Here is a 25,489-nt window from a genome sequence, read left to right as displayed (position 1 = left end):
TACTCCGTTATAGTTAACCGTAAGGAATTGGAAAGGGATTAGATATGCTGGAGCTTGAGGCTGATGTAATAGTAATTGGTGCTGGCGGCGCAGGATTGAGGGCAGCTGTTGCAGCCAAAGAAGCGGGTGCCGACGTGCTTGTTTTAGAAAAAGGTATTGCCGGCAAGAGTGGGTGCACCCAAAACTCTGCTTCAGACTGGATGGCATATGGGGCAGCTTTCGGCCATGCCGACCAGAGGGACAATCCCCACGAACACTGGCTCGATATAATGATAAAGGGCGCATTAGTTGCACGCCCTGAACTTGCACGCAGGATTGCTTATGAATCACCCCAGAGGTTGCTTGACCTTGAACGATGGGGAGCGTCGTTCGACAAGAAAGATGGCAAGTTTGTGCAAATACTTTCCGACGGCGCACGCTTTCCCAGGGCATGTGGCAAGGGAACAAACACCGGGCCCGAAATCGAGCGTGTTCTGCTAGAAAGAGCACGCGACCTTGGCGTTAGGTTTGTAGAAGGAGTTATGACCGCCGAGTTAATTATGGCTGGGGAGCAACCCAGTCGGGTAATTGGGTGTTGGGGAATTACCGAAGGTGGTAGAGAGTTGGCGGTGTTTAGCGCCCCAGCCATCATCTTAGCTACAGGTGGCGCTGGCGAGCTGTACTCCTTCAATGTTTTTCCTGAAGGCATGACTGGCGATGGCATGGCGATGGCATACAGAGCAGGGGCGGCGCTTGTGAACATGGAATTCATACAAATCGGTCCTTGCATCATCCATCCATTAAAGTTTGCCCTCTCTGGTGTTTTCTGGCGAATGAACCCTCGTCTTTTAAACGGCAACGGTGAGGAATTCCTGTCGAAGCGCATCCCAAAAGACATTAACATTGGGAACGCACTTACACTAAAAGGAGTTTCATTCCCGTTTAGTGTTCGAAATGAATCTATGTACATAGATATTGCTGTTTACGAGGAGATTGTAACAGGCGTGCCAGGTCCTCATGGTGGAGTTTATCTCGATATCTCACACAACTCATCAGCCGAAATCGAAACGAGAGCCCGCGTGCCCTTTGAGCATCTTCTGGCTCGTGGCATCGACATCAGGAAAGAACCAGTGGAGTTCGCGCCAAGCATTCAGCACTTCAATGGTGGAGTGCTTATTGACGAGCGAGCGTCAACCAAGATTAAGGGGCTTTTTGCGTGTGGTGAAGTGGCAGGTGGGCAGCACGGAGCCGACCGTCCTGGAGGAAATGCGCTAGCAGATTCGCAAGTCTTTGGGGCAATTGCTGGTGCCGAGGCGGCGAAGTATGCCATCGGACAAAAAGTTCAGCCAGAATTAGTCAAGGTGATAGCCGAACAGCAAGTTCGGTTTTATCAAGCCATTCCGGTGAATGAGCAGATTGAATGGGAGGCATTGCTCACGTCAATTCAAAAGGCGATGTGGAGAAATGTATCCGTCGTTCGTACAGAGTCGAGGTTAAGCAATATGGAGGCTTCAATTCGAGAAGCAAAATCTATTTTAGCCAAAGCCAGGCCGGCCAATATGCGTCACTATCTTGAGATGCGGAACATAATTGATGTTTGCCATATGATTGTAACGGCTGCCAAGACGAGAACAGAGAGCCGAGGAACCCACTATCGAGCTGACTATCCTAGAAGAGACGATGGCAACTGGCTTAAACAAATAATTCTAACGCGTGCTGATAAAAAGCCGCATATCAGCATGGAGAGGATTGAGGTCCCTAGCGATATTATCGACGGTCTTCGAACAGGAACGTTAGTGATGGATTAGCTTCTACCTTTGTATCCTTATGCCACCCCCTTTTAGAAGATTCTCAACCTCTTCCAACGTTGCCCAATTGAGGTCGCCAGGGATTGAATGCTTGAGTGCTGAAAATGCTGCACCATAATCCACGCCTTTACGAACATCGCCTGTAAGGTATCCGTATATGAAACCGGCTGTGAACGAGTCTCCTGCACCCACGCGGTCTATTAATTCGCAAGGGTATTTCGCGCTTTCATAGAGTTCCCCATGCGAATATGCAAAGGCAGACCAATCGTTGCGCAAAACTGATAGGTCTTCTCGCAAAGTTATTGCTACTACATCGAAACCAAATTTCTCATGAAGCTTGATAGCGACATCCTGGTAGCTGCTCTCTCGTATGCCAAAAACAATACCTGTGTCTTCCTCTGTGGTAATCAAGAAATCAACAAACTCCATCATAGGCACAAGGCAGGCGTTTGCTTCCTCAGGAGTCCACAATTTCTTACGGTAGTTGACGTCGAAGCTCACCTTTGCACCTGCATCTTTTGCAGCTTTTACAGCCTCCAAGGTTGCTTCCGCACATGACTTGCTCAATGCGGGCGTGATGCCGCTTACGTGGAAGATGCTACAACCTTCGAGTGCACTTTTCCAGTCGACCTCACCAGGAGCGAGCGTGCTAACCGCCGAGCCTGCGCGGTCATATAAAACGCTCGATGGCCTGGGGCTTGCACCAAATTCTAGGAAATAGATGCCGACCCGCCCTGATTTTGTCCAGACAATGTGCGAAGTATCAACACCTTGCTCGCGTGCCTTGTTGCGCACCAGCCTGCCAAGCGGATTGTCTGGTAGCTTGCTCACCCAGCTGCTTTTGAGCCCAAGCCGGGCAATACCCACTGCTACGTTTAACTCTCCACCGCCAACCTTTAAATCGAACGAGTTCGCCTGTTCCAATCTGTGGAAGTCTGGCGGCGAGAGCCTTAGCATTGCCTCGCCAAGGGTGACAACGTCTGCCATTTATTCTCTCCTTGAAGTGTGAAGTGTTCCCAGCATATTTAATCCCTAAATTGCTTAACTATTTGCATAAACTTTTGGGCTCGCTCTTTAATTTCTGAGAAATTGCCCTCATCCATCAATTGTTTGTTGATAAGGTCGCTGCCTACACCAAGAGCAGAGGCGCCGTTCTCAAGGTATGCCTTCGCTGTATCAAGAGTAACGCCGCCAGTTGGCATGAACTTTACCTCAGGAAGCGGCCCGTGAAGGTCTTTGAGATATGTTGGCCCCATAACGTTAGCTGGGAAGATTTTTACCATATCTGCTCCAGCTTGCCAGGCGGTAACAACTTCGGTTGGAGTCAATGCTCCTGGAAATACAGGAGCACCGAGAGACTTAGCTTTGTCAATTACGGCGAGATTTGTGCAAGGACTTACTATAAACTGTGCACCTGCTTGGATTGCATCCTCAGCCATTTCGGGCGTGAGAACCGTGCCTGCACCTAATATTACGTCATCTCCGATGTTTGCCGAAAGATGCTTGATAATTTCCAGTGCGTTCGGCACAGTAAATGTAATCTCTATGACGTTTACACCGCCTTCCAAGGCCGCCTCGATAGCCTTGAGGATTTTTTCCGCAGATTGTCCTCTTACAATTGCGGCAATTCCGCACTTTATTATCCTATCTAAAATCTGCTGTTTGTTCTTCATGTTTGCCTCCATCTCGAAATGTAGCAAACTAAAGCCAAAAAGGTCAAGTGTTTTATCGTTAGTCGTACCCAAGGTGGTTAAAATTATGGTAGAATATCCGACGTACGGAAAGTAACCTATTTTAGTAAGGAGAGATTATTATATGAGGTCTAGATTTTTTGCTTTAACATTGCTGCATGTTGCAATGTTGGGAAGCTTGTATGCTGCCGCTAAGCCAGAGTTTCGAGCAGTCGGTGTGCATACATGGATACCAGGCATGTTAAGCAAAGCTGAGCTCGACGATACAATACGATGGGCAAAAGATTGCAATATGAATGTGCTAGTTGTTCAAGCGCGCCGAACAGGCGATGCGTTCTATAATTCAGCAATAGAGCCCCGTTCAGCAGATATTAAGGAAAAAGACTTCGACCCAATTGGTTATGCAGTCGAGCAGGGCCACGCAAACAACTTTGAGGTGCATGCTTGGTTTAATGTCTTCCGTGTATGGGGAAGCTCCAAGAACCCTCCATATCCAAATCATGTAATCAACTTGCATCCTGAATGGCTGTGTAAGGATGTCAATGGCAATACTGCGTCGAAGGACGGTCGTTTTCTAGACCCGGGAGTCCCGGAAGTCCGTGAATACACAATTAAAGTGCTTACCGATTTGCTTACCAAATATGATATTGATGGCATTATGTTGGACTTTATTCGCTATCCTGGTCGGGAGTGGGGATACAACGACATTGCTGTAGCTAGATTCAACAAAACATATGGTAGAACCGGCAAGCCAGCTCCTGAAGACCCCCTTTGGGGACAGTGGCGACGGGACCAGGTTACGCAGATGGTGCGTGATATCTATAAGACTATTCAGAGGGTCAAACCTCATGTAAAGTTATGCGCTGCGACAATTCCTTGGGGCGATTGCCCATCCGACTTCAAGAAGACTGATGCTTACGCTTGGGTCTTTCAAGATTGGAGAGGCTGGATGCAAGAAGGCATTCTCGATGCAAATATGCCGATGAATTATAAAAATCCTTCCAAACCCGATCATCAGCGGATGTATCTCAATTGGCTTGACGGGATGAAAAGATGGTCATATGGCAGGCATGCTTACACGGAGAACATGGTTTTTTGCGACAACATTGAAGGAGCGATTGAGCAAATCAAGCAGGCGCGGAAAAAAGGAATTTTGGGCGTCTTTGGATTTGCCTTTAGTCAGTCTCAGTGCCGAGAAGCTCTCGGCAAGGCGCTGAAGGAGCATGTCTTCCAGGAGCCTGCTCCTGTTCCCGAGATGCCTTGGAAGCCAAAGGCAAAAAAGCAGGTGGATTCCAAACTTAAAGCTACCGGCAAGTAGCTTGAGGCACTAAAGTATGGCCGGAATATTTAGGGGAATTCTGGCGTCCGGTGCGTCGGAGCTGGGGATTCATTTGGATGAGAACCAGCTTGACGCATTTGATATCTTTACGTCTCTTCTTTTGGAATGGAACAAAAAGTTTAATCTCACCCGCATTACAAATCCAGAAGAGATAGCAATAAAGCACCACCTTGATTCTCTCGCGTTGCTGAAATTCGTCGAGATACCTCATAGTTCATCGCTCATAGATGTCGGCACGGGGGCAGGTTTCCCAGGGATACCACTAAAGATAGCATGCCCAGAGCTGAAGCTAACACTTCTTGACTCTGTTCGGAAAAAGCTTGTTTTCCTTGAAGTTGTTGTCGAGAAAATAATGCTAAAGGATGTTGAGCTGGTGCATGGGCGTGCAGAAGATATTGGAAGGGTACAATCTTATCGGGAGCGCTTTGATTTTGTTGTTTCGAGAGCTGTTGCACGGTTGAATGTGCTGGCAGAGCTTTGTCTACCTTTCTGTCGAATTGGCGGCTTATTCGTGGCTTACAAAGGGGCGCATATAGAGGAAGAAGTGGAAGACGCCCAAAGGGCGATTGGAATTCTAGGTGGCGAAAAACCTATCGTAAATGAGCTTGTGATTCCACACAGCGACGTGCAGCGTACACTGGTGATTGTTCGGAAGGGCCAAAGCACGCCACCAGCATATCCAAGAAAAGCTGGCGTGCCCGAAAGGAATCCGCTTTAGGAGGCGGTGATATGTCCAAAATAAGGATATTTATTGGCTTCTGGATTGCTCTAATAGTGTTCGGCATTGTTTTCCCAGGAGCCTTCTATTTAATTAGTAAATGGCTAGACAATTTACTTGGCCTTATGCCATTTCCGCCGGAGAGTGTTAATCAGTTTTTAGCGGCATTCGCTTTGCTGGTGGGCATTTTTTGGGTGCTTTGGGCATACTCTTATTTGCACTTTGTTGGTCGTGGCTCTCCCATCGAAGCTTTCGGGATTGCTTTGTACCCTACACAAACGCTTGTCACTACTGGTCCATACGCCTACACCCGAAATCCAATGGTTTTGGGCGAGCTTTTCATCTTACTCGGCATTGCCTTTGCGGCTCGCTCTCTAGCAGGACTGTTCCTCATCCCGGTGCTTGCGGTGGCGGCAGTTGTCTATCTAAAGTTATTTGAGGAGCCGGGGCTTGTCCGTCGTTTTGGTGAAGCTTATATAGAATACCGACGCAGGGTTCCTGTTCTTATTCCTAAATTTCGCTAAGCCATCTTGCGGCATCTTTAGCATGATATGTTAGGATAATGTCGGCTCCAGCGCGCTTGATTGAGGTAAGGACCTCCATTACCGTTTTATGTTCATCCAGCCAACCATTCTGTGCAGCAGCCTTAACCATCGCGTACTCGCCCGAAACATTATATGCCGCGACAGGGACGTTGACCACGTCCTTTACTCGCCTTATGATATCCAAGTAAGGAAGGGCAGGCTTCACCATCACTATGTCTGCGCCTTCCTCAATATCTAGCATGACCTCCTTGATTGCCTCGCGGGCGTTCGCAGAATCCATTTGATACGACTTGCGGTCGCCAAACTTTGGTGCGCTTTCCGCCGCCTCGCGGAATGGGCCGTAGAATGCTGATGCATACTTAGCTGAATATGCCATTATCGCAGTGTCTTCGAATCCATTTTCATCTAGTGCCTGCCGAATTGCCGCAACTCTGCCGTCCATCATGTCGGAAGGCGCCACAATATCAGCTCCGGCTTGTGCATGGGATACGGCAACTTTGGCAAGAAGAGGGAGTGTGAGGTCGTTAACTACTTTTCCATCTCGAACAATGCCACAATGACCATGGGAGGTATACTCACATAGGCAGACATCAGTAATTATGAGGAGATCATCCACGGCTTTCTTGATTGCTTTTATTGCTTTTTGGACAATTCCGTCTGGAGCATATGCTTCTGTGGCAATTTCGTTTTTCGATTCTGGAATACCAAACAACAAAATTCCTGGGATGCCAAGAGCGCGAATTTCCTTTGCCTCTTCGACTAATCGGTCGATGGAATAGCGTGCGCATCCTGGCATTGGTTCGATTTTCTCGCAAATTTCTTTGCCGGGCACTACAAAGACAGGGTAGATGAAATCGTTAACCGAAAGCTCCGTCTCGCGCACTAACCGTCTGATGGCTTCTGAAGTCCTAAGTCGTCTTGGACGAACTTTTATCATTAGCGTCTACCTTCTCTCATCCAACTTTTTATAAACCCTTAACAGAGAGGTTCTAATATCTTTATTGCATGTTTGATATCAATGATTTGTTGTTCGCCGCTGATTTCTCGCTCTATTGTAAGTGCACCTGAGAATCCAAACGACTTCAGCTTCGGGATGAGCACTGGGAAGTTAACCCTTCCCTGGCCCAAAGGCTTCTCGATGCCGAGTTTTCCAGGATCGGTGGGATACTCCCCGTCCTTTGCATGGACTCCGCGAATATACGGGCCAAGAATATCAAGTGCGTCGATTGGGTTGGCTTTTCCATACATTAGCAGGTTGGCGGGGTCGAGGTTCACACCGAGGTTGTCTGTTCCAATGTCCTTGATGGCTCGAAGAAGCGTAATAGGCGTTTCTTGCCCAGTCTCAAAACAGAAATATATTCCAGCACGCTTGCAGTGTTGCACAACTTCCGATAACGCTTTGATTGTGCCTGCATACAGTGGGTCTTTTGGGCTCTCGGGTATGAAGCCTGCATGTGTGGTGATAGAGGGAATTCCCGCTTTAGCGGCGAAGTCGGCGGCTTTCTTCAGGGCATCTACTCGCATGCTTCGATATTCGGGAGGCACTAAGCCGATTGTTGCAGGACCATCTATGAAGTTCCAAACTGCCGGTCCAGGATATCCTGCCCAAACTGAAGTCACTTCAACGCAGTATTTCTCGCAGGCATTCATAAGTTCCCTCAGGGTGTTATCATTATATATATTAGGGTTCCAGCATGATACCTGACAAGTGGGAAGCCCCAAATCATGTACCTTCTTTATCTCAACCTCCGCGCCCTTCGCAAGCCCCACTATCACTCCCAAGCGCAACTTGTTGCTCATGTATTCTCCTCCTTCAGTATTCACTAGGCAATTACTTCAATAAATGGGCTTAAGTATCCTTCGCCTTTTTAATTTTCTGCTTCGTATTACTGGGAACGCCAAATGGCAGATCGCTGATGTTCGTTTGGCAAACTAATTTTCGTTTGCATTTTGACACAATTTGGGTATTTTTTCTCTCAAATCCCAGTAAAAGTATGGAAGAACTTTCCTTGGAAGCGGCGACACGAGAAAGGAGTTGGGCTATGACGGCTGTGACTATGCCCCAAGTTCGAGAAGATAGAACCATCCGACTTACCAAGCGTGAGATTGAGGTTCTATCGCTCGTAATCGAGGGGAAGTCGAGTAAAGAGGTGGCGGAGGAACTGTACGTGAGCAAGCGAACAGTGGACTTTCACCTCGCAAACATCTACGAGAAGTTGCAAGTAAGCAACAGAGTACAAGCCTACCGCAGAGCAACCAGCCTCGGCCTAATACCGCTCGAGCCTGCTGAGGTTAGATCGAAATAATCGCCCGAAGCGGTCTAACCTGCTCCAATTGGTGGGGTGGGAGTAATGTGCCGAAATGGCGAGTGTAGCTTTGCCGTGTCGCACTACAACAGTTAATCTCCTCCGATGTCGCATCGGGGGAGATTTTCTTTTTACAACGCTTAAATCAAGCCGAGTCCTCGCACTTTGCGACAAACTGGAGCACCTCAAACACGCATGCGAACAATGCATTTCTTGACCGGTGCGCTTCTCTCTGATATACTTAGCCACAAGAGGCTGATTCCATGAATCGCACGCGGCGGAAAATCCAGAATGATTCCCTAATGCAAGACATCGCCGGCATTGCCTGTATCACGTTCGGCGGCATCCTTTTTGTTGGAATCGTTGCCCCACAGAGCGGTCTGCTTGGAGGAGCACTGGGCGTTGGAGCAAGGATGATCGTCGGCCTTGGCGCATATGTTGTGCCCTTTCTCTTCATTATAGCAGGCGGCGTTCTTGTCACAGGTGCGCCCCGCTCGACAACAACTACAAGGTTAATTGGTTTCTTTCTTCTTTTTTTGGTATTTGTGACATGGTCGCAATTTGCTCGCACTGCAAGTGTGACAGCACTATTCTCCCAACCGAGAATTGACCCGCAGGACGTTCAGCTTGGGGGTGGATACCTTGGCCTCGGCATGGGATATCTCCTTGAATTAATACTTGGGCGCATAAGCAGTCACATCTTCCTAACAGCTGTATTGATTATTTCACTTGTGCTGATTACAGGTGTGCCTTTTATGATGTTAGTTGCACTCCCTGTTGCAGGCATACGGCTACTATTTTCAGGCAGAGGAAAACTGCGAGGGTTTGATGTCCGGCGGCCAGTCGAGCCAGAGCGCAACGGTTCTGAGAAAAAAGAACGTCCCAAAGTGCTTACCATTCTTAAAAAGCCGCTGGTCGTCAATGGTGAAAAGTCAGACGTTGTCACAGGTGCGGTTGTTACAGGCAAGATAGACCACGGCCAGTCTGCGGCCGCTCGACCACCTCAGGAAAGCGATGCTGAGTTCCAGTTGCCGCCCGTCACCCTATTAAATGAGCCGCCACCACCGCCAAAGCGAATTCAATCCGAGCTTAACTATAAGATTGATGTTATTGAACGCACACTTGAAGAATTCAAAATAGAGGCAGACGTTGTCGAAGTTTGTCACGGCCCAACGGTAACGCGGTATGAGATTCAACTTGCGCCTGGAATCAAGGTCAACAAAATTGTGAGCCTAGCAGATAACCTTGCAATGGCGCTTGCAGCAATTGATGTTCGCGTGGAAGCGCCCATTCCAGGGAAGTCAGCGATTGGCGTTGAAGTGCCGAATAGTAATCCCGGTATAGTTACGCTTAGAGAAGTCATAGACAATGAGGAGTTTTGGAATGCACCTTCAAAGCTGACGTTCGCGTTGGGCAAAGATATTGCCGGCGAACCGAAATTTGCCGATTTAGCTAAGATGCCGCATATGTTAATTGCTGGCGCTACCAATGCTGGGAAAAGTGTATGCCTTAACTCAATGATTGCAAGCTTGCTTTTCCGAGCCACTCCGAAAGAAGTTAAGTTTATATTAATTGACCCAAAGCGAGTTGAACTCAGCTTATTTGATGGAATTCCACATTTATGCACGCCAGTTGTGAGAGATATTAGGCAGGCGGCAGGGATACTCCGTGCGACCCTTAAAGAAATGGAGCGGAGGTATGACCTCTTTGTTCAAATGGGTACGCGGAACTTTGACGGATACAACGCGAAGGTGAAGCCCGAGGAACGCCTCCCATATTTGGTTTTAATAATTGACGAGCTTGCCGACCTAATGATGCAGGCTGGCCCGGAAGTAGAGTTTGCGATTTGTCGCCTAGCACAGCTTGCCCGTGCCACTGGCATCCATCTCGTAATAGCTACTCAGCGTCCTTCGGTTGATGTGGTTACCGGCACTATTAAAGCGAATATCTCATCCAGGGTGGCGTTTGCAGTTAATTCGCAAGTAGATAGTCGCACAATCCTCGATATGGGCGGTGCGGAACGACTTATTGGCAGAGGTGACATGCTATTCAAACCTATTGATGCTGCCAAGCCTGTTAGAATCCAGGGTTGTTTGATTACCGAAAGAGAAATCGAGTCGCTTGTTAAATTCCTGAAAGACCAGGGGTCGCCAGTATACACAATGGAGCCAGCTCAAATCACCGATGTTGCTGGTGCCGCTGACGATGGAGTAAAAGACGAATTCTACGAACCAGCAGTGCGATTGGTAGTGACCCAAGGCTACGCATCAACATCAATGATTCAAAGGCGTTTCAAGATTGGCTATACTCGCGCTGCGAGGATTGTTGATGCAATGGAAACCCAAGGTATCGTTGGCCCGCCCGATGGCGCTAGGCCAAGGGAAGTGCTAATCACAGCCGAGGACTTGGACCGTGTGCTAGGCGGTGCTACTTTCGGAGAGGAAACGAACAACTTCGACGAAGAGGACAATTAATCTTTAGATAATCAATGGCTAAAATAGGAGTAATAAATCTCGGTTGCCCAAAGAACCGCGTGGACGCTGAAGAAATACTTGGGGAGGCTGATAAGGCGGGCTACGAAGTTGAGAACGACCCGTCGCAGGCAGACGTCCTCATTGTAAATACGTGCGGTTTCATTGAGAGCGCGAAAGAGGAATCCATCACAGCAGTTCTAGACGCCGTCCGTTGGAAGGCAGAAGGCGCTTGCCGGTCTGTAATAGTCACTGGATGCCTTGCACAGCGGTATGGCGATGATCTCGCCAAAGAGCTACCCGACGTTGATGCCGTTATTGGCTTGGGTAGGTCGAGCGAGTTTGGCGAGATAATAAAGCAAATTCTCGAAGGCGAACGCGTCGTCGAAGTCAAGCAACCCGGCAAATGGTGGACAATACCAAGATGTCGCATACTTTCGACGCCGCCGTGGACTGCATATTTAAGAATCGCCGATGGCTGCGACAACAGATGCTCATACTGCGCAATTCCAGATATTAGGGGCAACTTTGCAAGTAGGGCTGAAGACGATATCCTTGCCGAAGCTGAGGGGCTCGCCAAGCTTGGCGTGAAGGAGCTTAATTTAGTTGGGCAAGACATTACCAAATATGGCCTCGACACCAGTAATGAATTTCGTTTGGCGAAGCTTGTCGGAAAGCTGGCTAGGCTAAATGGTATTCGATGGATTCGCTTGCTCTACTGCTATCCGACAAGGATTACAGACGAGCTGATAAGAACAATTGCTCAGAATGAGAAAGTCTGCAAATACTTGGACGTACCACTTCAACACTGTTCAGACCGAATCCTTAAAGCAATGGGCCGCCAAGGAACCGGCGATTCATATCGAAGGTTATTTGAGCGCATCCGTGGCGTATGTCCAGAGATTGCACTAAGGACGACTTTCATTGTTGGTTTCCCTGGCGAAACCGATGAGGATTTCGAAGAATTGCTTGCGTTCGTGCAAGATATTAAGTTTGACAGGCTGGGAGCGTTCGTTTACTCGCCTGAGGAGGGCACGCCTGCCGCAAGTTTTGACAAGCAAGTAGACAAAGAAACTGCGAACAATCGACTTCATAGGTTGATGTTGTTGCAGAAAGAAATATCGAAGGAAAAGCACCAAATGCTCGTGGGGACAACGCTTGAAGTGCTAGTTGAGGAGAATGACGGTCGGCTGGCAGTCGGGCGCTCCTATCGTGATGCGCCTGAAATAGATGGGGTTGTTTACATAGAGAATTGCTCGGGAAAGCCTGGGCAATTTATTCAGGTAGAAGTTATCGAAGGCAGTGAGTATGATCTGTTTTCGCGTCCAGTCAAAGCAAGCAATAGGAGAAAACATAATATGGAGGTACTGAATTGAATAACGCGACTATTGAAAACCAAATAGAACGGGATGCAATGCGTTTTCTTGAGGACAAGGTTTATGTGGTTTTGCTTGGTTACAAGGAGCCAGTAAGATCTGCTGACATCGCAGGTGCACTTGAGGATAAATATTCGGCAAAATTAATCAGGCATGTGTTGGCTGCAAGTCCGAGGTTTGCCCAAATTGAGCGCAAGTGGGATCTTGAGGTGCGCTATGAGGATAAACAGCGGCCAATGGAGCGCGTGTTGCGCGAAATAATCTCTTGGTGTGGGCGCCCAATGTCAATTCAAAATATCGCCAATGAGCTTTCGCAGGTTTACGAACGTCCTGCTGACTACTATGAGCTGCTACTGCCAAGACTACTCAATAACGAAGAAAAATATTTTAAAACCGAAGACAACTTGTACGGGCTTTGTGAATGGCTGTTTAAAATAACCTCCGAGCTCGAAGAAGATATTGTCTTTGATAACGAGTTAAACGAGGATGAGATTCATTCTCTAGAAAAAGTAGCGGCGAAAGTTGATTGGACCGATGAAGACATTGCACCGCAAGTTGCAAAGTTCGTAGATAACGTAAAGGTGCCGGTCAGCAATAAGCTTATCTCATTCTTCCGTTGGCGTGCGATTGGTGAGGACCTAAACCCGGCCGAGTTCTACAATGAACTATGGAAAAGTGACATGCTTATTTGGATGTCTGATGGGCGCTGGGCGACTAAAAAGATTACCGAAGGCTTTGAGAAAATACTCCGCGATCTTGCCGATAAGCTTGAGGAGGAAATAATTGAGGAAGCGCCGCCTGAAGTGGTGGAGCGTGCCGAAATTGAGGAGGAAGTTCCGCCAGCGCTCACACTGACTATCTCGGAGAGAGATCTCGATGAGGTGGCAGAAATTGTATCAGCTGAGGGCGAGGCTAGAATACAAACAATTCTTGAGAAGATATTTGAAATCTCGCCGCGCGACCGCGAGTATGCAATAGCCGCTGAGGGATTGAGTGATGCTATGCGTGCTGACCCTCGATTTGCGTGGATTGGCGGCGACCGCTGGCGGATGGCGGATACGATTCCTGAATATGTCAAAATTGTTCCACCTGAGTTAGTAATCCCGAAGTACTCGTTCGAAACATCAAGCGGCGAAAAGATTGATGTGGAATTGGACGATGAGGGTCTGGAAGGAACGCTTGCAGTCGAAATCAGAAACCCGCTAGTTCAAGATGTTGGCGACGAGGAAGAGATTACCGAACAAGATAAGCTTCCCGTCATGGATTCAGCTAGGTGTGTGCTTAAATATCATCACTTAAAACTTGGAACGTTCCCACTATGCCAGATTCCGAAGACCTTTTTCCCTTTGGGGCCAAAATTGATACAGGTAACGCTTTGTAGTGAAGACAAGCGAGCGGATATATGGGTGAACCGTGAGACCAGCCTAATCTACGATATGGCTCCGTGGTATTCCGAGGATATGCCCGAATCTGGCGCAGTGTTCGAGTTGATTAAGACCGATAAACCCGACGAGTTTAAATATGTGTATGAAGGTAAGACTGACCCGCTCGTGCATATCCCTTCAAACCGTGTTGCCGAACTTCTTAGATTGAAGCAGGAGGTTGAGGCCGAGCCAGTCTCGACGTTCGAGATTATGTGCCGCATTATGCCTGCACATAGGAAAGGCATAGAGTTTGTTACGCTATTTACAGAGGTAAACTTGGTGAGGCGGGCAACACGCCGGTTGGTAGCAAGCATTCTAAGTTCATATTATGCTTTCTACCAGAAGCCTAATTCGGCGCTCTGGCACTTTGATGAGAAAAAGGTTGACCAGGGCTTTAAAAAGGCCAAAAGGAAGTACGTGCGAAAGGAAGATTGATGAAAGAAGTAAAGGTAAGGTTCCCACCAAGTCCAACAGGTTTTGTTCACATTGGAAATATTCGGACGGCGCTCTTTAACTGGCTTTTTGCTAGGCATAGCGGCGGTAAATTTGTGCTTCGTATTGAAGATACGGACAGGGCCAGGTTGGTTCCTGGCGCCGAGGAAGAAATTTTCGAAAGCCTTAGATGGATTGGCTTGGCGTGGGATGAGGGGCCAATAGTTGGAGGAGCCTATGGGCCCTATGTACAGTCTGAGCGATTGGAGATTTACAAAAGGTATGCCGAAGAACTGCTTGAGAAAGGCGCTGCTTATTACTGCTTTTGTACACCGGAACGATTGGAGCAGATGCGAAAAGAACAAGAAGCTCGAAAAGAGCCTACTGGATATGACCGCGCCTGTGCTGCCCTTACTGCTGATGAGGTTAGGGCAAGATTGGAAAAGGGAATCCCGGCAGTTATTCGCTTTAGAGTTCCCGACACCGGACAGACAACCATCCAAGACTTGGTTAGGGGCGAAATCACCTTCGAGAACCGCTTGCTAGATGATTTTGTGATTATAAAGTCCGATGGATATCCAACTTACCACTTTGCCAGCGTAGTAGATGACCATGAAATGCGCATTACCCATGTTATTCGTGGCGAGGAATGGATATCAAGTACGCCAAAGCATGTGCTTATGTATCAAGCTTTTGGGTGGGAGCCGCCGCAATTCGCACATACAACTTCGATTCTTGGGCCAGACCGCACAAGGTTAAGTAAACGTCATGGAGCAATGCGTTTCCTAGAATATAGGGAGAAAGGTTTCCTTCCGGAGGCTATGGTAAACTATATGGCACTTCTGGGGTGGTCTTCGGGCGAGGACCGTGATCTTTATACAATCTCGGAACTAATTGAGCGCTTTAGCATCGAGGGAATTGTTAGAAACCCAGCAATCTTCGACATCCAGAAGCTTGAATGGATGAACGGTGAGTATATACGTAAGGCAGACCTAGGCCGTATTGCAGACCTTTGCATTCCATTCCTGCGCCAGGCAGGCTTTTTCCCGGAAAATCCTACGGTAGAGGACGGGGCATACTTGCGTGAAGTCGTTAATCTTGTGCGCGACCGACTTAAATATTTGGCGCAAATTGTCGAATTTGCTGACTTCTTCTTTATGAGCGAGCTAAGCTACGAAGAAAAAGGTGTTGAAAAATGGCTGCGGCAAGATTACGTAAAAGAACTGCTCTGCAAAATGCTTCCTGCAATGCGTGAGATACCAGAATGGACGACCGAATTGATAGAAGAAACGGCGCGAAAGGTCGGGGAAGAGATGGGTCTGTCTGGTGGTTCGGTAATCCATCCGCTTCGCATGGCTGTCACAGGGCGGACAGTGGGCCCTAGCCTTTTTGAAACAATGCGTGTTCTAGGTCGCGAAAGAGTTATAAGTCGTTTGAGCCAGACTCTGGACCTGTTAACTAGAAATCGGCTCTAAAAAGTTTCGCGGCCTTTGAGACATTGAAAAGTAAAGCGGGGTAATAGCGGGAAAAATTCAAAAGGTTTGCGATGCCCAGCCTATTTTGGTTTGCTGCTCCATTCCGAGGATTCAGTGTTTGAACCATCTTACAAAGAACTCCAAAGAACTGGTGAGCTGCATGAGCGTGTTGAAGCCGCATACAGGCTCATGACGCCTGCGTGCGAGCTATGCCCGCGATGCTGTGGAATCGACCGCCTTGCAGGTCAAGTAGGCGTTTGCCGAACCGGAAAGAATCCGGTTGTTTCAAGTTATGGGCCGCATTTTGGGGAGGAACCACCACTTGTAGGTTACAACGGGTCGGGCACAATTTTCTTTGGAAACTGCAACTTACTTTGTATTTTTTGCCAGAATTATGAAATAAGCCAGGGTGGCGTTGGGCACGAGGTAAGAATAGAGAAGCTCGCGGAAATAATGCTGAGTCTAGCTCGCCAGGGTTGCCATAACATCAACCTTGTTACACCGACGCACCAGGTGCCGCAAATACTTTCTGCGTTGGAAATAGCAGCTGAGATGGGTTTGGATATCCCATTAGTATACAACTGCGGCGGATATGAACCAGTAAAGCTTCTTGCCATCCTTGACGGTATTGTTGATATATACATGCCAGATGCAAAATATGGAAGTAACGAGAAAGGTCGCATCTTCTCAGGTGTGCCAGATTATTGGGACCGGAACCGAGAAGCACTGAGGGAGATGCATCGGCAGGTGGGTGATTTGGTGGTTGATGACCGGGGAATCGCGCTTCATGGGCTGATTGTTAGACACCTCGTTTTACCGAATAACATGGCAGAAACCCAGAATGTGCTTCATTTTATTGCAAATGAGATAAGCCGCGACACCTACATAAATATCATGGACCAATACAGGCCGTTGGCAAAAGCTATTGGTCATCCCACTATAGGGAGGAGAATAACCTCTGAAGAATACCGAGAAGCCCTTCGAATTGCTCGTGCCGAAGGTCTATGGCGGTTTGCTGAGTGATATTTACATCCTTTCGGAGCTGAGGTATTGAGCTAACAACGTTTAAGCTTGGCTTCTACCAATACTCCGGCCCGAGAATGCGAATTGTCCTTGGGTATGGTTCCCAAAGTACCCCTGCTCCAAAGAGCGGTACCACATATCTCGGCGGAATGTAGGTTATCCCACCGTATACATAAGAAGAAATTGGCAGGCAAATTGGCACGCCATTCAGTAGTGCCCTCTGAGTTCCCGCAAATATCTCAAGTGTGACGCCAGGCTGTCGAAAAATCACCGAGCGAGGTGTCCATACTATGTTAGCCCCTAGTGCATCGAATACTGGTCTTGCTGGCAGAAGCACAGTATCTCCAATCATATACGGTATTACCGGTTCTGGAAGAGGTTGTCCGTTAATAATCGGTTGCAAAGGTTTTCCTGGGCGTGGCACAATAGCTTCAGTCTGAGATTTACACCCTATGACATTTACTGTTATGGGAGCAATCTGTGGTTTGCCAATTGGTTTGCCGCCTTTCAACAAGGCTGGTGTTAGTGTGTAGCTGCCTTTGTCGATTATCGTTAAAAGACCGGTGACGGTGATTGAATCGCCAGGCTCAAGCGTTCCGCGAAATCCCCATCTATAAGGATATCCGTCATTTCCGCCGTTTAGAGAAACGCCGACCATATACCGATCAGGTTGGGATTCGTAGCCAAGATCTCCAAATGTCTTTTGCGATGTATATGTCATGCCTGAGAACGGTCGTTGAGAAGAAATTGGCATTGATGCATTGTTTTTGATGTTAAACACAATTCTGATTGGTCGGCATTGTTCGGTGATAGTTGGTAGAACCATGAATCCTGTCAGTGCTACGGTATTTCCCGTTAGCACTGTGTTTTGTACCAACCCAGCTGAGCTAGCAGCGAATGGCGCGGTGAAAAGTAGCATGAATACCGAGGCAATTACTATTGACTTCTTCATTGCCATCTTCTATCGCCTCACATTTGTTCCCAATTTTGTATATTCCTTTCCTTAAAGAAGATGAAACAAGATAAGAGGCAGACTTTAGAAGGGAATGTTACAGCACGTTTTATGTGCTGAAGCTCTTAAATTTGCAAACGAAGGTCACGCCTGGCGTAGATGTAATGCTTACTCGAACAACCTTTGAGCATTTGCTTCAGCTTTTGATAAAAGCTTAAGTATTATTCAGTTAACCCGATTGGTTTTCTTGCATACTGCTCGGTCGCCGGCAACCAGCTTTGATTCATCGGCATAGAAATAAATGAGGATTATTTTTATGATAACCGCCAAAGGAATCGCTACGAGGGCGCCCACAACCCCAGCCAGACTGCCACCAATGAGAACCGATAATGCGACTGTTACTGGCTCCAACCCAACTGCTTTTGACATTACCAACGGGGCTAAAAGCACATTCTCGGCGACCTGTACTAATATTGTAACACCAGCGGCTTTCAAAGCGAGCACAGGGTTTATCAATACTGCCACCAGAGTGACGATAATGGTTGTCAACACAGGCCCGAAGGTCGGCACGATTTCCAAGAGCCCGGCCACAACGGCAAAGACAACCGGGTATGGCATTCCTACAAGGTAGAGGCCAATTCCAGTTACCAAGCCAACAGTAAGCATTAGAAAAATTTCGCCTTTGAGAAAGCTGCGAAAAGCTTGTCCGGCACAAGTTAATAAGTCATCAATACTTTCCTGGTGTTGTCGCGGTGTAATGGCGAGAATCATTCGTCTGTATCCGTTTGCGTTTAGTAGCATGAAAAAAGTAAGTAATGGAATAAAAATCAAGGCAAAGAAACCGCCGAACAAAGCTGAAACAACCGGCAGAGTCAGGCTCGTCAATTTAATTGCTGCTGTTTGGAGTTCCGTGAGCCCTTTGTCAACCAATCTCCGCCATTGTCCAGGAAGCGCAAAGTATCGCTCTTGAAGGTTGTCTAAGATGTCGCGTGCTCTGGATAGATAATGAGGTACAGAGTCAATAAATTGCTGAAACTGGTTGCTTACAACGGGCGCTAGCAGACCTGTAAGCACGATGATAATAATGACGATTAGTAGATAGACGGTGAGGATTGCGAAGATTCTTGGGAGTTTTTTTTCCAGCAGTCCAACAAATGGGGCGACGACAAAGGCAAGCAAAGCAGCAAGAACAAAAATGACGAGAACATCCCAAAGAAGATAGAGCAGGGCAATGCTGGTTGCAATCAAAATTAATGGTGTCCAGGATCTTGCGTATTCGGTTTGTAATTTCGGCATTCGGGCATCATCCTTCTTTTTGTTTAGTTCGCTCTATATATACGGAAGCTACCTCTGCGCCTAGAACGCCTATTAGAGATGTATAGTATATCCACAAAACCAGAATAACAACACCTCCAAGTGTGCCATAAACAGCATTGAAGTTGGCAATGTTTGTGACGTACCACTGAAAACCGTACTTGGCAATCTCGAACAAGATGCCTGCTGTTAATCCTCCTAATATTGGCCCGCGAAGGTCAACATCTGCCAACGGAAGATATTTATAAATTAAAGTAAATGCTATAACCGAAATGACAAAAGGAACAAGTATTCCAAAAAACACATTCCATGCAAGTTGAAAATCCACAAGCTCTTTGCCTAGTAGCTTGATGTCAAATCCTCGGATAATGTCTGCTAATGAGGACATGCCCACAGAAAGTATAAAAAGAATACCTATTATGATTACCATAGCCAAAGCAGTAGCCCTTGCACGAAGAAACCCTATGCGCTTCGTGCTACCCAATGCAGTGTTAATCGCATGTTGCAAGATGACAAACACCTGACTTCCTGTCCACAGTAAGGCTAAAATTCCTATGCCACCAAGAATGCTTGATTGTTTGCTAAGAAGAACTAGATTTCGCTCTAGTTCCTCGCGGCCGACGGGTATGAAATTCCTTACAAAAGTTATAACCTGGTGCCTTGCTGATTCAGAGCCTAAGATATAACCTAAAACTGCAATTCCTAGTAGGAGTAGCGGTATAATGGAGATTAACCCATAAAAGGCAATCGCAGCCGCGAATAATGATCCCCTATCCTTGCTGAAATTGTCCATGACCTCTTTGGCGAAGCCATATGTCTGTTTAAGCAGTTTGGCCATTCTGCTTTCCGTTCCAGTTGCTGGTGCCGATTCTGCCCTTTTGGCAATATTCCTTTAGGCTATATTACTGGCCATGGGGTTGATTTACCTTCTAACAGCTATCTTCCAGGTTGTTTCCTAACTGTTATAGTGTATGCTGCTACTTCCTCGCCTTTCTCATTTAGCACACTGGCTGTAATTGTATAGACTAGCGGATGTTCTGGAAGTCGGTAAAAACTTGATAGTTGCCCATAATCCCAGCCTTTGTCGAAAGGTATATTTTCCTCGGCCCCTTCCCATGGCACAGTAATTGGCAATGGAGAGGTTCTGAAGCGGCCATCAGCGTCTGCAACCACGTCTTCTACGGCGGTAATACCTTGAAGAGGGAGACTGCCTAAGAGGTTCTGGTAGTAGCCGACTGTAACCCTAACTATCGCACCGGGTTGAGCGAATCCCTCAACAACTAGTGGACTTCTGACTTGCTGCCCTTGGCTAGGATAAGTTATCCTCGGAAGGTAGCCTCCAGAGGTAACAATACTAATAGGGCGCCTCGAAGTTACGCTATATGACCTGCCCTGTGGGTCGACGAATCTAACGGTGACTTTGGCTCCTTGGAGTACGTCCCCTTGTTTTACATTATATTCGCCGGTATATACGCCCGGAGAAGTCTCGGTCATGGGCACGTTTTCTGCAAGCCCAGGAATCGTATAAGTTGCAGTACCTCCTGGGTATGCTAGGAAAGTAATCACAAGTGTGTCGCCTTCTTTAAGCGGTCCTGTTGTATTAAGGCTTAGTGCCGCCTCGCTGTTTGGATTTGGTGGTTCAGGTTGTGAGACAACCCGAAGTGCTAGCGCTTCGTTGGTGCCCGGGATGATGCTCGCGATGATCAAATCTCCCAAGCGAAGGTCTGAAAGTTCGCCTGTGACGTCTTCAGGCAGCAGAATTTGTGTATCTTCAGAAATGGTGAGCGTTCTACCGGTATCAAGCGTTATACTAGACGTGCCGATTGATTGTACTCTTCCGCGAATTTCTTGATATTTTGCCCGAATGCTTCTAACAACTTTTCTTTCATCAAGGGTAAGTACAACTTGGTCGCCTGGTCTAATCTCCCCAAGCTTTACTTCTACGCCCCGCTGGCCGAGTGCTCCACGCACAATGACGGCGTTGCGGGCAACCGTGAATGTTACATCGCGCCCTTGGGTTCTTATCGTTATTCTAGGGTTGCCTGGAGATGGTATAACTCGAATGGCGGTTCCTCGCACGGTTTGCATTCCAGGCTCGGCTTTGGCAGACGGAGGTTGAGCCACTCCAGGTGGGGGATATAATATTCGGGGTGGTGCATATCTCCCTGGGAAAACCGGCTCGAGCCTAATCCTTTGTTGAACGGGGTCCCATATTACTGCAGTTTGGAACATATCTGTGAAAAATAATATTGGGGCAAAAGCATATCCACCGAACAAAATCGGTGGTCTGGCAAATAGCACCTTCTTGCCCAGTACCAAACCATCCCGCTGTCCAATTCTAAGAGTGCTCTTCCCCTTATCGGATGTCACGGTTAAAATTTTATTATAAGGATCCCAAGCTATGTCTCCCCCTAGGATATCAACAAGCGGTCGGATTGGCACAAGCGTTTCGCCCGAGACTACCACCGGTGCTATTTGGGTATTGCTCACAAGCTGATTTCCTAAATATACCTGAACACCTTGTACAGCGCCCGAAGACAGTATGGCTAATGTGGTAAAGAAAACAATTTGCAGCAAAATCCTTTTTGGCACCATTGCAACTACCTCCTTATATCAATCCCTTATTGACTGCATAGATTTTTGATTTCCGTTTCTTTTAAGCTCAGATTAATTTTTTCTTCGACACCTGGATGAAAGTCGGTGTCGCGCCGCTAGTTCATCAAAAATACGCTGTTCTACTTCTAATGGGTCGCCAATACCGTTGACTGGCACCAGTATTTCCTCAATTTGGTAATAATTTAATACAGGTTGAATCTCCGTGCGAAAAACCTCAATGCGTCGTCGAATGAGCTCTGGCGTGTCATCCTTACGCCCACGTTCAATAAGCCGTCTTGTTATCTCTTCATCGCTGACAACCAAGTAGATAACGGCATCCAAATGTTCGCTTCTCTTCTGTAACAGAACGTCGAGATCTAGTGCCTGCTCGAGAGTCCTTGGAAACCCATCGAGGATATACCCATCCTTAACGTGTTCGATTTCTCGTTCCAAGATGTAGTGGACTATGTCGAGTGGCACTAGGAGACCTGCTTCCAAATAGCATCGAATCCTCTCTGCAAACGGCGAATCTCCCTGAGCTTCAATCCGCAGAAGCCTTCCCATGTAGATATGAGTCAGACCACAATTTTTGCTAATCAGCTCGGCTTGCGTGGTTTTGCCTGAGCCAGGCGGGCCAATTATTGAAAGTTTCATCTTGCCACCAGCACCGAACATGGCGCATTCTGGATTATGTGCTTGCTCACGCTCCCGAGCAAAAATTCTCGAAAACCTCCCTTCCCGCGATGGCCCATAACAATCAGGTCGAAATTTCCTTCACGGGCTACCTGAACAATGGTATCTGCAGGAATCCCTTGTCTAATTTCAGTTTTTATCGGAATGGCAACCTCGTCAAAAATATTTTTCACAGTATTAAGGGCTGCACGACCTTCGCGTTCCTCTTGAATCTCAAGATAGCTTGTGTCCCGCCCAATAGTTAGAAGCGGCATAACGTATAAAACCAAGATGTCATGCCTTGTGCCGTGCGTAAGCTTAATAAATTGTCTTGCCGCTTCATAAGAAAACTCGGAGCCATCTGTACATACTAGAACCCGCATTGTTATTTCCTCTGGTTATAAAGTGCAACGTCTATTTTTGTTTATGGCCAGTTAGGACCTGAAATAAAACAAGCAACTTTTTGGGTGGTTGATATCCATTCGCTCTCCGCCTGTAGTTATCGTTGTTGGTGGGTTTTCGAAGGGCGTGGAGTTGGGTACCAAAAAAATGGCATTAATGGTTGCGGAATCCGGGGGATTAAGTAAAAAACATGCGCCTGACTGAAAGGATTAAGAACATAGTTGAGTTGAATCTGCAAGACTACTACATTCCTTTGGTTGTCCGAGCCAATGATAGCGTTCGCATGTTTCCTATGTACTACGCTCGAATCATTGGCGGGGACACAATTGCTTTCCCTGTCACGAATGCGACGGGCATAGAAAAGGCTCTCAAAGGATGGAGCAAGGCTTATGCTATGGTAAGCGACCGTGCGGGTGGATATGAGGCATACGTGCTTAAAGGCAGGGCACGGTATGAATCAAACGAGACTGATTATCAGCTTGTTGCAGAGATGAGGAATGTCGTTCCAGGTTTCCCGATTCATGGCGCAGTTGTATTTCGGGTAGAGGAGTGTCATTTAGCACCGCCACCCTAAATATCTGAATAGGAAGGATTGTCGGATGCGAACATCCTTAATCGCAATTTGTTTTTTAAGCGCAATTTTTGCGATGAGTTGTTCTTTGGTAGCAACAAGTCCGCAGATTGAATGGTCTGAGCCATCGTTTGCACTAAATGGTGCTATGAGCTCTGCAGCCGCTTTTTTTGGAATAATATCGGGCAGCAGCTTATATGACACAGCTGGAAGTTTAGGAGCAACATTTCAAAAAAAGATGGCAAAGGAAGGCAGTTACTATTTCTTCGCAGACATCTTTACCTGGATTGAGAATAAAGGTACAGAGTTCATGCCGCGCCGTGTAATCTATACTATTGAGCCAGGGTATACTACTCTAAGAGGTAATGCGAGGTGGCGCGCTTTCATAAAGCATCAATCTTTTCATGATGTTGATAGCTTTGACAATCTAAATGAAGCATACGAGCTCTATGGGCTAAGTTTTCAACAGCTTTCAGAGCCGATGTTGTACGTATCTGTAGGGAAATATTTGAACCGCAGAGTGGTTGATTACCGATGGGACCTAGCAACATCGGTAACTTGCAAAATTGGTTCACTGAAAAAGAATAGGATATATGGGCATGGCTGGTTACATTATGTGAGTGAACACCAGGGAAATATACTGAATCGTAAGGACTTTACCGACTATGCTCTCGAAACTAGTGTTGATTTTCAAAATGGTCTGGTAGCTTTTCTAAGATATGAGCTACTGCATGATATTGAAAGATTTGCTGGGACTGCCGACAACCATTTGATATTAGGCGCGAGATTTAAACAGTGAAGAATTGAAAATTACTTTTCTAAGGAGGGAGAAAAATGACAGAGCGAGATTTGGAACAACAGGAACGAGCTGCCGAACTTGAAGGCCGTTGTATCATTGATATGGATACAGCCAGGGAACAAGCTACCTGGTATTCCGTTGTTAATACAATTGCATTATGTTTAGGTTCGGGCATGGGAATTCCGCTGAATGAGTCCGATGCCCAAAATATCTTTGATATGATAGGGGTGTCGCCTGATAACCTGCCGCTAAAAAATCCCCAGCTGTTGAAAGCATTCTGGAAAAGTGGCGACCCCCATCTAATGAGGGATTTCAGTGAGAGAGACCTGGGGACTTGGAGATGGAATCCAGACAGCTTCGACCGCACTCTTGTACCTCAAGCGCAAGGATGGCCAATCATCGCGGAGTGTGAGTGTGCAAAGTGGTTTGCTGTGCCACAGGAAGCTGAGGTTCTGCCGGCTGATTTTCGCAATGAATGGAGAATCAACGGGCTTCTTTTGGCGACTATAGCGCGGCTTCAGTGTAATTTTGCCTTCGAGAACCTCAGAAACAATCGTGGGTTGTTCGCGATGCAAGCACAGCCAGGGAGTGTTCAGATTACCGACGCAAACGCAAACCTTGAAGATCAGGCATGCATGCTTTGGGCCTGCAGTGATGTGGCGATGTTGGCTGCAGGCGAGGGAGCGAATGCTATCTACAAGTCGCCGGATGTGAACCGAAAGTTCATTAACTTAGCAAACGAACTATTCGAGGCTATTGATGCTAATAAAGATAGCTTATTGGAAAACTCTTCAAACCCGATTCTAGGCCAGTCGGTAGCCATAGAAGCTTTGATATGGTTTGCATGCACTAGTGATGCTCAGGATCTTCGGGCAAGATCACTCTGGATGCTTAGGGAGTTTGCCGACAACCTTGTTCGGGCGCAAGAAAAATCCGAGATGGTTGGAAATACACTCATAGATGCTTGTTCAGCACTTCGCGCTTTGATAGAAGCATTCAGGGTAACAAGGGTTAAAACATATGCCCAAACCGCTGCTAAGATTTTCGACTACGTTGAGAGTCAATGGTGGCAGGCGCCGGCCGAAACTTATGCGCCTTCGCCATTTGCTAGCGAGTATACATTCAATGCCGATGACGTTGGCCAAATCCTTGGGGCTCTTAATGAAACAAGACTGTTCCTTCGCGCACGAGCAAACAGCCGTCTTGCAGAGCTCAGGCTGAGGGAATTTTTCTGCAATGTTGTAAACCTGTCGGGTTTCCAGATGAGCATGCCGAGCACTAACTTTATGCCTCAGTGGCTTAGGGATCGCGAGCCTTCGGAGCACTTCCGAAGTGGGAGTATACCTCTTCCCTCCCAAGCGAATGGAGAGCATGGAATAGCGCCGGTTATGGCAGGCGAGATTGGTTACGATGTTCAATCTGATACTTGGTCACGTCGGATGATCTTCGATACCCCAGCGGCAATGCATACGTGCTGCGAGATGATTTGGATTAACTGCAATGTAGTGAATGGATTTCCGGAGATTCGATTGGAGGAAGCGCCTTTGGCGGTCCGCCAGGCCGCTGGGGTCGAGGCAACATAAAGGCGGCTATAAAT

At 47.3% G+C, this 25,489-nt stretch carries 23 protein-coding genes; 13 read left to right on the top strand and 10 right to left on the bottom strand.

What is annotated here, in order from left to right; translation table 11 throughout:
* Positions 1–44: 44 nt before the first annotated feature.
* Entirely contained in the window at positions 45–1,787 is a 1,743-nt protein-coding gene (locus QHH26_07245) for an FAD-dependent oxidoreductase (GenBank protein MDH7481752.1), read from the top strand.
* A gap of 3 nt (positions 1,788–1,790) precedes the next feature.
* Here QHH26_07245 and QHH26_07240 read toward each other — a convergent pair whose 3' ends face one another.
* Positions 1,791–2,774 carry a sugar kinase gene (locus QHH26_07240; protein ID MDH7481751.1) on the bottom strand — a complete coding sequence of 328 codons (984 nt, stop codon included), beginning with the start codon at positions 2,772–2,774 and terminating at the stop codon, positions 1,791–1,793.
* Positions 2,775–2,812: 38 nt separating this feature from the next.
* Positions 2,813–3,460 (bottom strand): bifunctional 4-hydroxy-2-oxoglutarate aldolase/2-dehydro-3-deoxy-phosphogluconate aldolase, encoded by a 648-nt coding sequence (locus QHH26_07235; protein MDH7481750.1) that lies wholly within the window; start codon positions 3,458–3,460, stop codon positions 2,813–2,815.
* A 142-nt stretch (positions 3,461–3,602) separates the two neighbouring features.
* Here QHH26_07235 and QHH26_07230 point away from each other — a divergent pair, with 142 nt between their 5' ends.
* The 3 genes from QHH26_07230 to QHH26_07220 are packed head-to-tail and all read left to right on the top strand — an operon-like array spanning position 3,603 to position 6,059.
* Positions 3,603–4,796, top strand: a complete 1,194-nt coding sequence (locus QHH26_07230) for a family 10 glycosylhydrolase (protein MDH7481749.1) — start codon at positions 3,603–3,605, stop codon at positions 4,794–4,796.
* A 16-nt stretch (positions 4,797–4,812) separates the two neighbouring features.
* A complete protein-coding gene (gene rsmG / locus QHH26_07225) occupies positions 4,813–5,535 on the top strand; it encodes a 16S rRNA (guanine(527)-N(7))-methyltransferase RsmG (protein MDH7481748.1) in 723 nt (240 codons plus the stop codon).
* An 11-nt stretch (positions 5,536–5,546) separates the two neighbouring features.
* Positions 5,547–6,059, top strand: coding sequence for an isoprenylcysteine carboxylmethyltransferase family protein (locus QHH26_07220; protein MDH7481747.1), 513 nt, complete (start codon positions 5,547–5,549; stop codon positions 6,057–6,059).
* Here the strand turns inward: QHH26_07220 and hemB are convergent.
* Together hemB and QHH26_07210 are read right to left on the bottom strand one after the other, a co-directional pair.
* Entirely contained in the window at positions 6,046–7,017 is a 972-nt protein-coding gene (hemB, locus tag QHH26_07215) for a porphobilinogen synthase (protein MDH7481746.1), read from the bottom strand. The two genes, QHH26_07220 and hemB, sit on opposite strands and share 14 nt — an antisense overlap.
* A gap of 38 nt (positions 7,018–7,055) precedes the next feature.
* Entirely contained in the window at positions 7,056–7,880 is an 825-nt protein-coding gene (locus tag QHH26_07210; protein MDH7481745.1) for a sugar phosphate isomerase/epimerase family protein, read from the bottom strand.
* 242 nt (positions 7,881–8,122) lie between these two features.
* On the opposite strand from QHH26_07210, the gene QHH26_07205 reads away from it, so the two are divergent.
* The 6 genes from QHH26_07205 (at position 8,123) to QHH26_07180 (ending at position 16,587) form a co-directional block, all read left to right on the top strand.
* Positions 8,123–8,386 (top strand): LuxR C-terminal-related transcriptional regulator, encoded by a 264-nt coding sequence (locus tag QHH26_07205; GenBank protein ID MDH7481744.1) that lies wholly within the window; start codon positions 8,123–8,125, stop codon positions 8,384–8,386.
* Between the two features lie 263 nt (positions 8,387–8,649).
* Complete coding sequence (locus tag QHH26_07200; protein MDH7481743.1) at positions 8,650–10,860, top strand: DNA translocase FtsK; 2,211 nt, start codon at positions 8,650–8,652, stop codon at positions 10,858–10,860.
* Positions 10,861–10,874: 14 nt separating this feature from the next.
* Positions 10,875–12,233, top strand: coding sequence for a 30S ribosomal protein S12 methylthiotransferase RimO (gene rimO, locus QHH26_07195; GenBank protein ID MDH7481742.1), 1,359 nt, complete (start codon positions 10,875–10,877; stop codon positions 12,231–12,233).
* Entirely contained in the window at positions 12,230–14,092 is a 1,863-nt protein-coding gene (locus QHH26_07190; GenBank protein MDH7481741.1) for a hypothetical protein, read from the top strand. The genes rimO and QHH26_07190 overlap by 4 nt, the downstream gene beginning before the upstream one ends.
* Positions 14,092–15,564, top strand: coding sequence for a glutamate--tRNA ligase (gene gltX, locus QHH26_07185; GenBank protein ID MDH7481740.1), 1,473 nt, complete (start codon positions 14,092–14,094; stop codon positions 15,562–15,564). The genes QHH26_07190 and gltX overlap by 1 nt, the downstream gene beginning before the upstream one ends.
* Before the next feature lie 114 nt (positions 15,565–15,678).
* Positions 15,679–16,587 carry a radical SAM protein gene (locus QHH26_07180; GenBank protein ID MDH7481739.1) on the top strand — a complete coding sequence of 303 codons (909 nt, stop codon included), beginning with the start codon at positions 15,679–15,681 and terminating at the stop codon, positions 16,585–16,587.
* 55 nt (positions 16,588–16,642) lie between these two features.
* Here the strand turns inward: QHH26_07180 and QHH26_07175 are convergent, their stop codons facing one another.
* The 6 genes from QHH26_07175 to QHH26_07150 all read right to left on the bottom strand — a co-directional run bounded on the left by QHH26_07175 (position 16,643) and on the right by QHH26_07150 (position 22,503).
* Positions 16,643–17,539: a stalk domain-containing protein gene (locus tag QHH26_07175; GenBank protein ID MDH7481738.1), complete on the bottom strand. Its 897-nt coding sequence runs from the start codon at positions 17,537–17,539 to the stop codon at positions 16,643–16,645.
* Between the two features lie 225 nt (positions 17,540–17,764).
* Entirely contained in the window at positions 17,765–18,835 is a 1,071-nt protein-coding gene (locus QHH26_07170) for an AI-2E family transporter (protein ID MDH7481737.1), read from the bottom strand.
* Positions 18,836–18,842: 7 nt separating this feature from the next.
* A complete protein-coding gene (locus QHH26_07165; protein MDH7481736.1) occupies positions 18,843–19,691 on the bottom strand; it encodes a YihY/virulence factor BrkB family protein in 849 nt (282 codons plus the stop codon).
* Positions 19,692–19,789: 98 nt separating this feature from the next.
* Positions 19,790–21,448 carry a stalk domain-containing protein gene (locus QHH26_07160; protein ID MDH7481735.1) on the bottom strand — a complete coding sequence of 553 codons (1,659 nt, stop codon included), beginning with the start codon at positions 21,446–21,448 and terminating at the stop codon, positions 19,790–19,792.
* 72 nt (positions 21,449–21,520) lie between these two features.
* Positions 21,521–22,102, bottom strand: a complete 582-nt coding sequence (locus QHH26_07155) for a nucleoside monophosphate kinase (protein ID MDH7481734.1) — start codon at positions 22,100–22,102, stop codon at positions 21,521–21,523.
* Complete coding sequence (locus tag QHH26_07150; protein ID MDH7481733.1) at positions 22,099–22,503, bottom strand: universal stress protein; 405 nt, start codon at positions 22,501–22,503, stop codon at positions 22,099–22,101. Before QHH26_07150 ends, QHH26_07155 begins: the two co-directional genes overlap by 4 nt.
* Positions 22,504–22,712: 209 nt before the next feature.
* Between QHH26_07150 and QHH26_07145 the strand changes: the two genes are divergently transcribed.
* From QHH26_07145 to QHH26_07135, 3 genes are all read left to right on the top strand, one after another.
* Positions 22,713–23,096 (top strand): hypothetical protein, encoded by a 384-nt coding sequence (locus QHH26_07145; protein MDH7481732.1) that lies wholly within the window; start codon positions 22,713–22,715, stop codon positions 23,094–23,096.
* Positions 23,097–23,181: 85 nt separating this feature from the next.
* Positions 23,182–23,892 carry a hypothetical protein gene (locus tag QHH26_07140; GenBank protein MDH7481731.1) on the top strand — a complete coding sequence of 237 codons (711 nt, stop codon included), beginning with the start codon at positions 23,182–23,184 and terminating at the stop codon, positions 23,890–23,892.
* 35 nt (positions 23,893–23,927) lie between these two features.
* Entirely contained in the window at positions 23,928–25,475 is a 1,548-nt protein-coding gene (locus QHH26_07135; protein ID MDH7481730.1) for a hypothetical protein, read from the top strand.
* The last annotated feature ends 14 nt before the right edge of the window (positions 25,476–25,489 follow it).

It is taken from the genome of Armatimonadota bacterium (assembly GCA_029907255.1).
In the GTDB taxonomy this organism is placed as follows: Bacteria; Armatimonadota; UBA5829; order DTJY01; family DTJY01; genus JAIMAU01.
This window is presented reverse-complemented; position numbering and strand designations above follow the sequence as displayed.

Coding starts and splice junctions, on each gene's coding strand:
- QHH26_07245 (MDH7481752.1), top strand. CDS start 45: ATGCTGGAGCTTGAGGCTGATGTAATAGTAATTGGTGCTGGCGGCGCA.
- QHH26_07240 (MDH7481751.1), bottom strand. CDS start 2,774: ATGGCAGACGTTGTCACCCTTGGCGAGGCAATGCTAAGGCTCTCGCCG.
- QHH26_07235 (MDH7481750.1), bottom strand. CDS start 3,460: ATGAAGAACAAACAGCAGATTTTAGATAGGATAATAAAGTGCGGAATT.
- QHH26_07230 (MDH7481749.1), top strand. CDS start 3,603: ATGAGGTCTAGATTTTTTGCTTTAACATTGCTGCATGTTGCAATGTTG.
- rsmG (MDH7481748.1), top strand. CDS start 4,813: ATGGCCGGAATATTTAGGGGAATTCTGGCGTCCGGTGCGTCGGAGCTG.
- QHH26_07220 (MDH7481747.1), top strand. CDS start 5,547: ATGTCCAAAATAAGGATATTTATTGGCTTCTGGATTGCTCTAATAGTG.
- hemB (MDH7481746.1), bottom strand. CDS start 7,017: ATGATAAAAGTTCGTCCAAGACGACTTAGGACTTCAGAAGCCATCAGA.
- QHH26_07210 (MDH7481745.1), bottom strand. CDS start 7,880: ATGAGCAACAAGTTGCGCTTGGGAGTGATAGTGGGGCTTGCGAAGGGC.
- QHH26_07205 (MDH7481744.1), top strand. CDS start 8,123: ATGACGGCTGTGACTATGCCCCAAGTTCGAGAAGATAGAACCATCCGA.
- QHH26_07200 (MDH7481743.1), top strand. CDS start 8,650: ATGAATCGCACGCGGCGGAAAATCCAGAATGATTCCCTAATGCAAGAC.
- rimO (MDH7481742.1), top strand. CDS start 10,875: ATGGCTAAAATAGGAGTAATAAATCTCGGTTGCCCAAAGAACCGCGTG.
- gltX (MDH7481740.1), top strand. CDS start 14,092: ATGAAAGAAGTAAAGGTAAGGTTCCCACCAAGTCCAACAGGTTTTGTT.
- QHH26_07175 (MDH7481738.1), bottom strand. CDS start 17,539: ATGAAGAAGTCAATAGTAATTGCCTCGGTATTCATGCTACTTTTCACC.
- QHH26_07170 (MDH7481737.1), bottom strand. CDS start 18,835: ATGCCGAAATTACAAACCGAATACGCAAGATCCTGGACACCATTAATT.
- QHH26_07165 (MDH7481736.1), bottom strand. CDS start 19,691: ATGGCCAAACTGCTTAAACAGACATATGGCTTCGCCAAAGAGGTCATG.
- QHH26_07160 (MDH7481735.1), bottom strand. CDS start 21,448: ATGGTGCCAAAAAGGATTTTGCTGCAAATTGTTTTCTTTACCACATTA.
- QHH26_07155 (MDH7481734.1), bottom strand. CDS start 22,102: ATGAAACTTTCAATAATTGGCCCGCCTGGCTCAGGCAAAACCACGCAA.
- QHH26_07150 (MDH7481733.1), bottom strand. CDS start 22,503: ATGCGGGTTCTAGTATGTACAGATGGCTCCGAGTTTTCTTATGAAGCG.
- QHH26_07145 (MDH7481732.1), top strand. CDS start 22,713: ATGCGCCTGACTGAAAGGATTAAGAACATAGTTGAGTTGAATCTGCAA.
- QHH26_07135 (MDH7481730.1), top strand. CDS start 23,928: ATGACAGAGCGAGATTTGGAACAACAGGAACGAGCTGCCGAACTTGAA.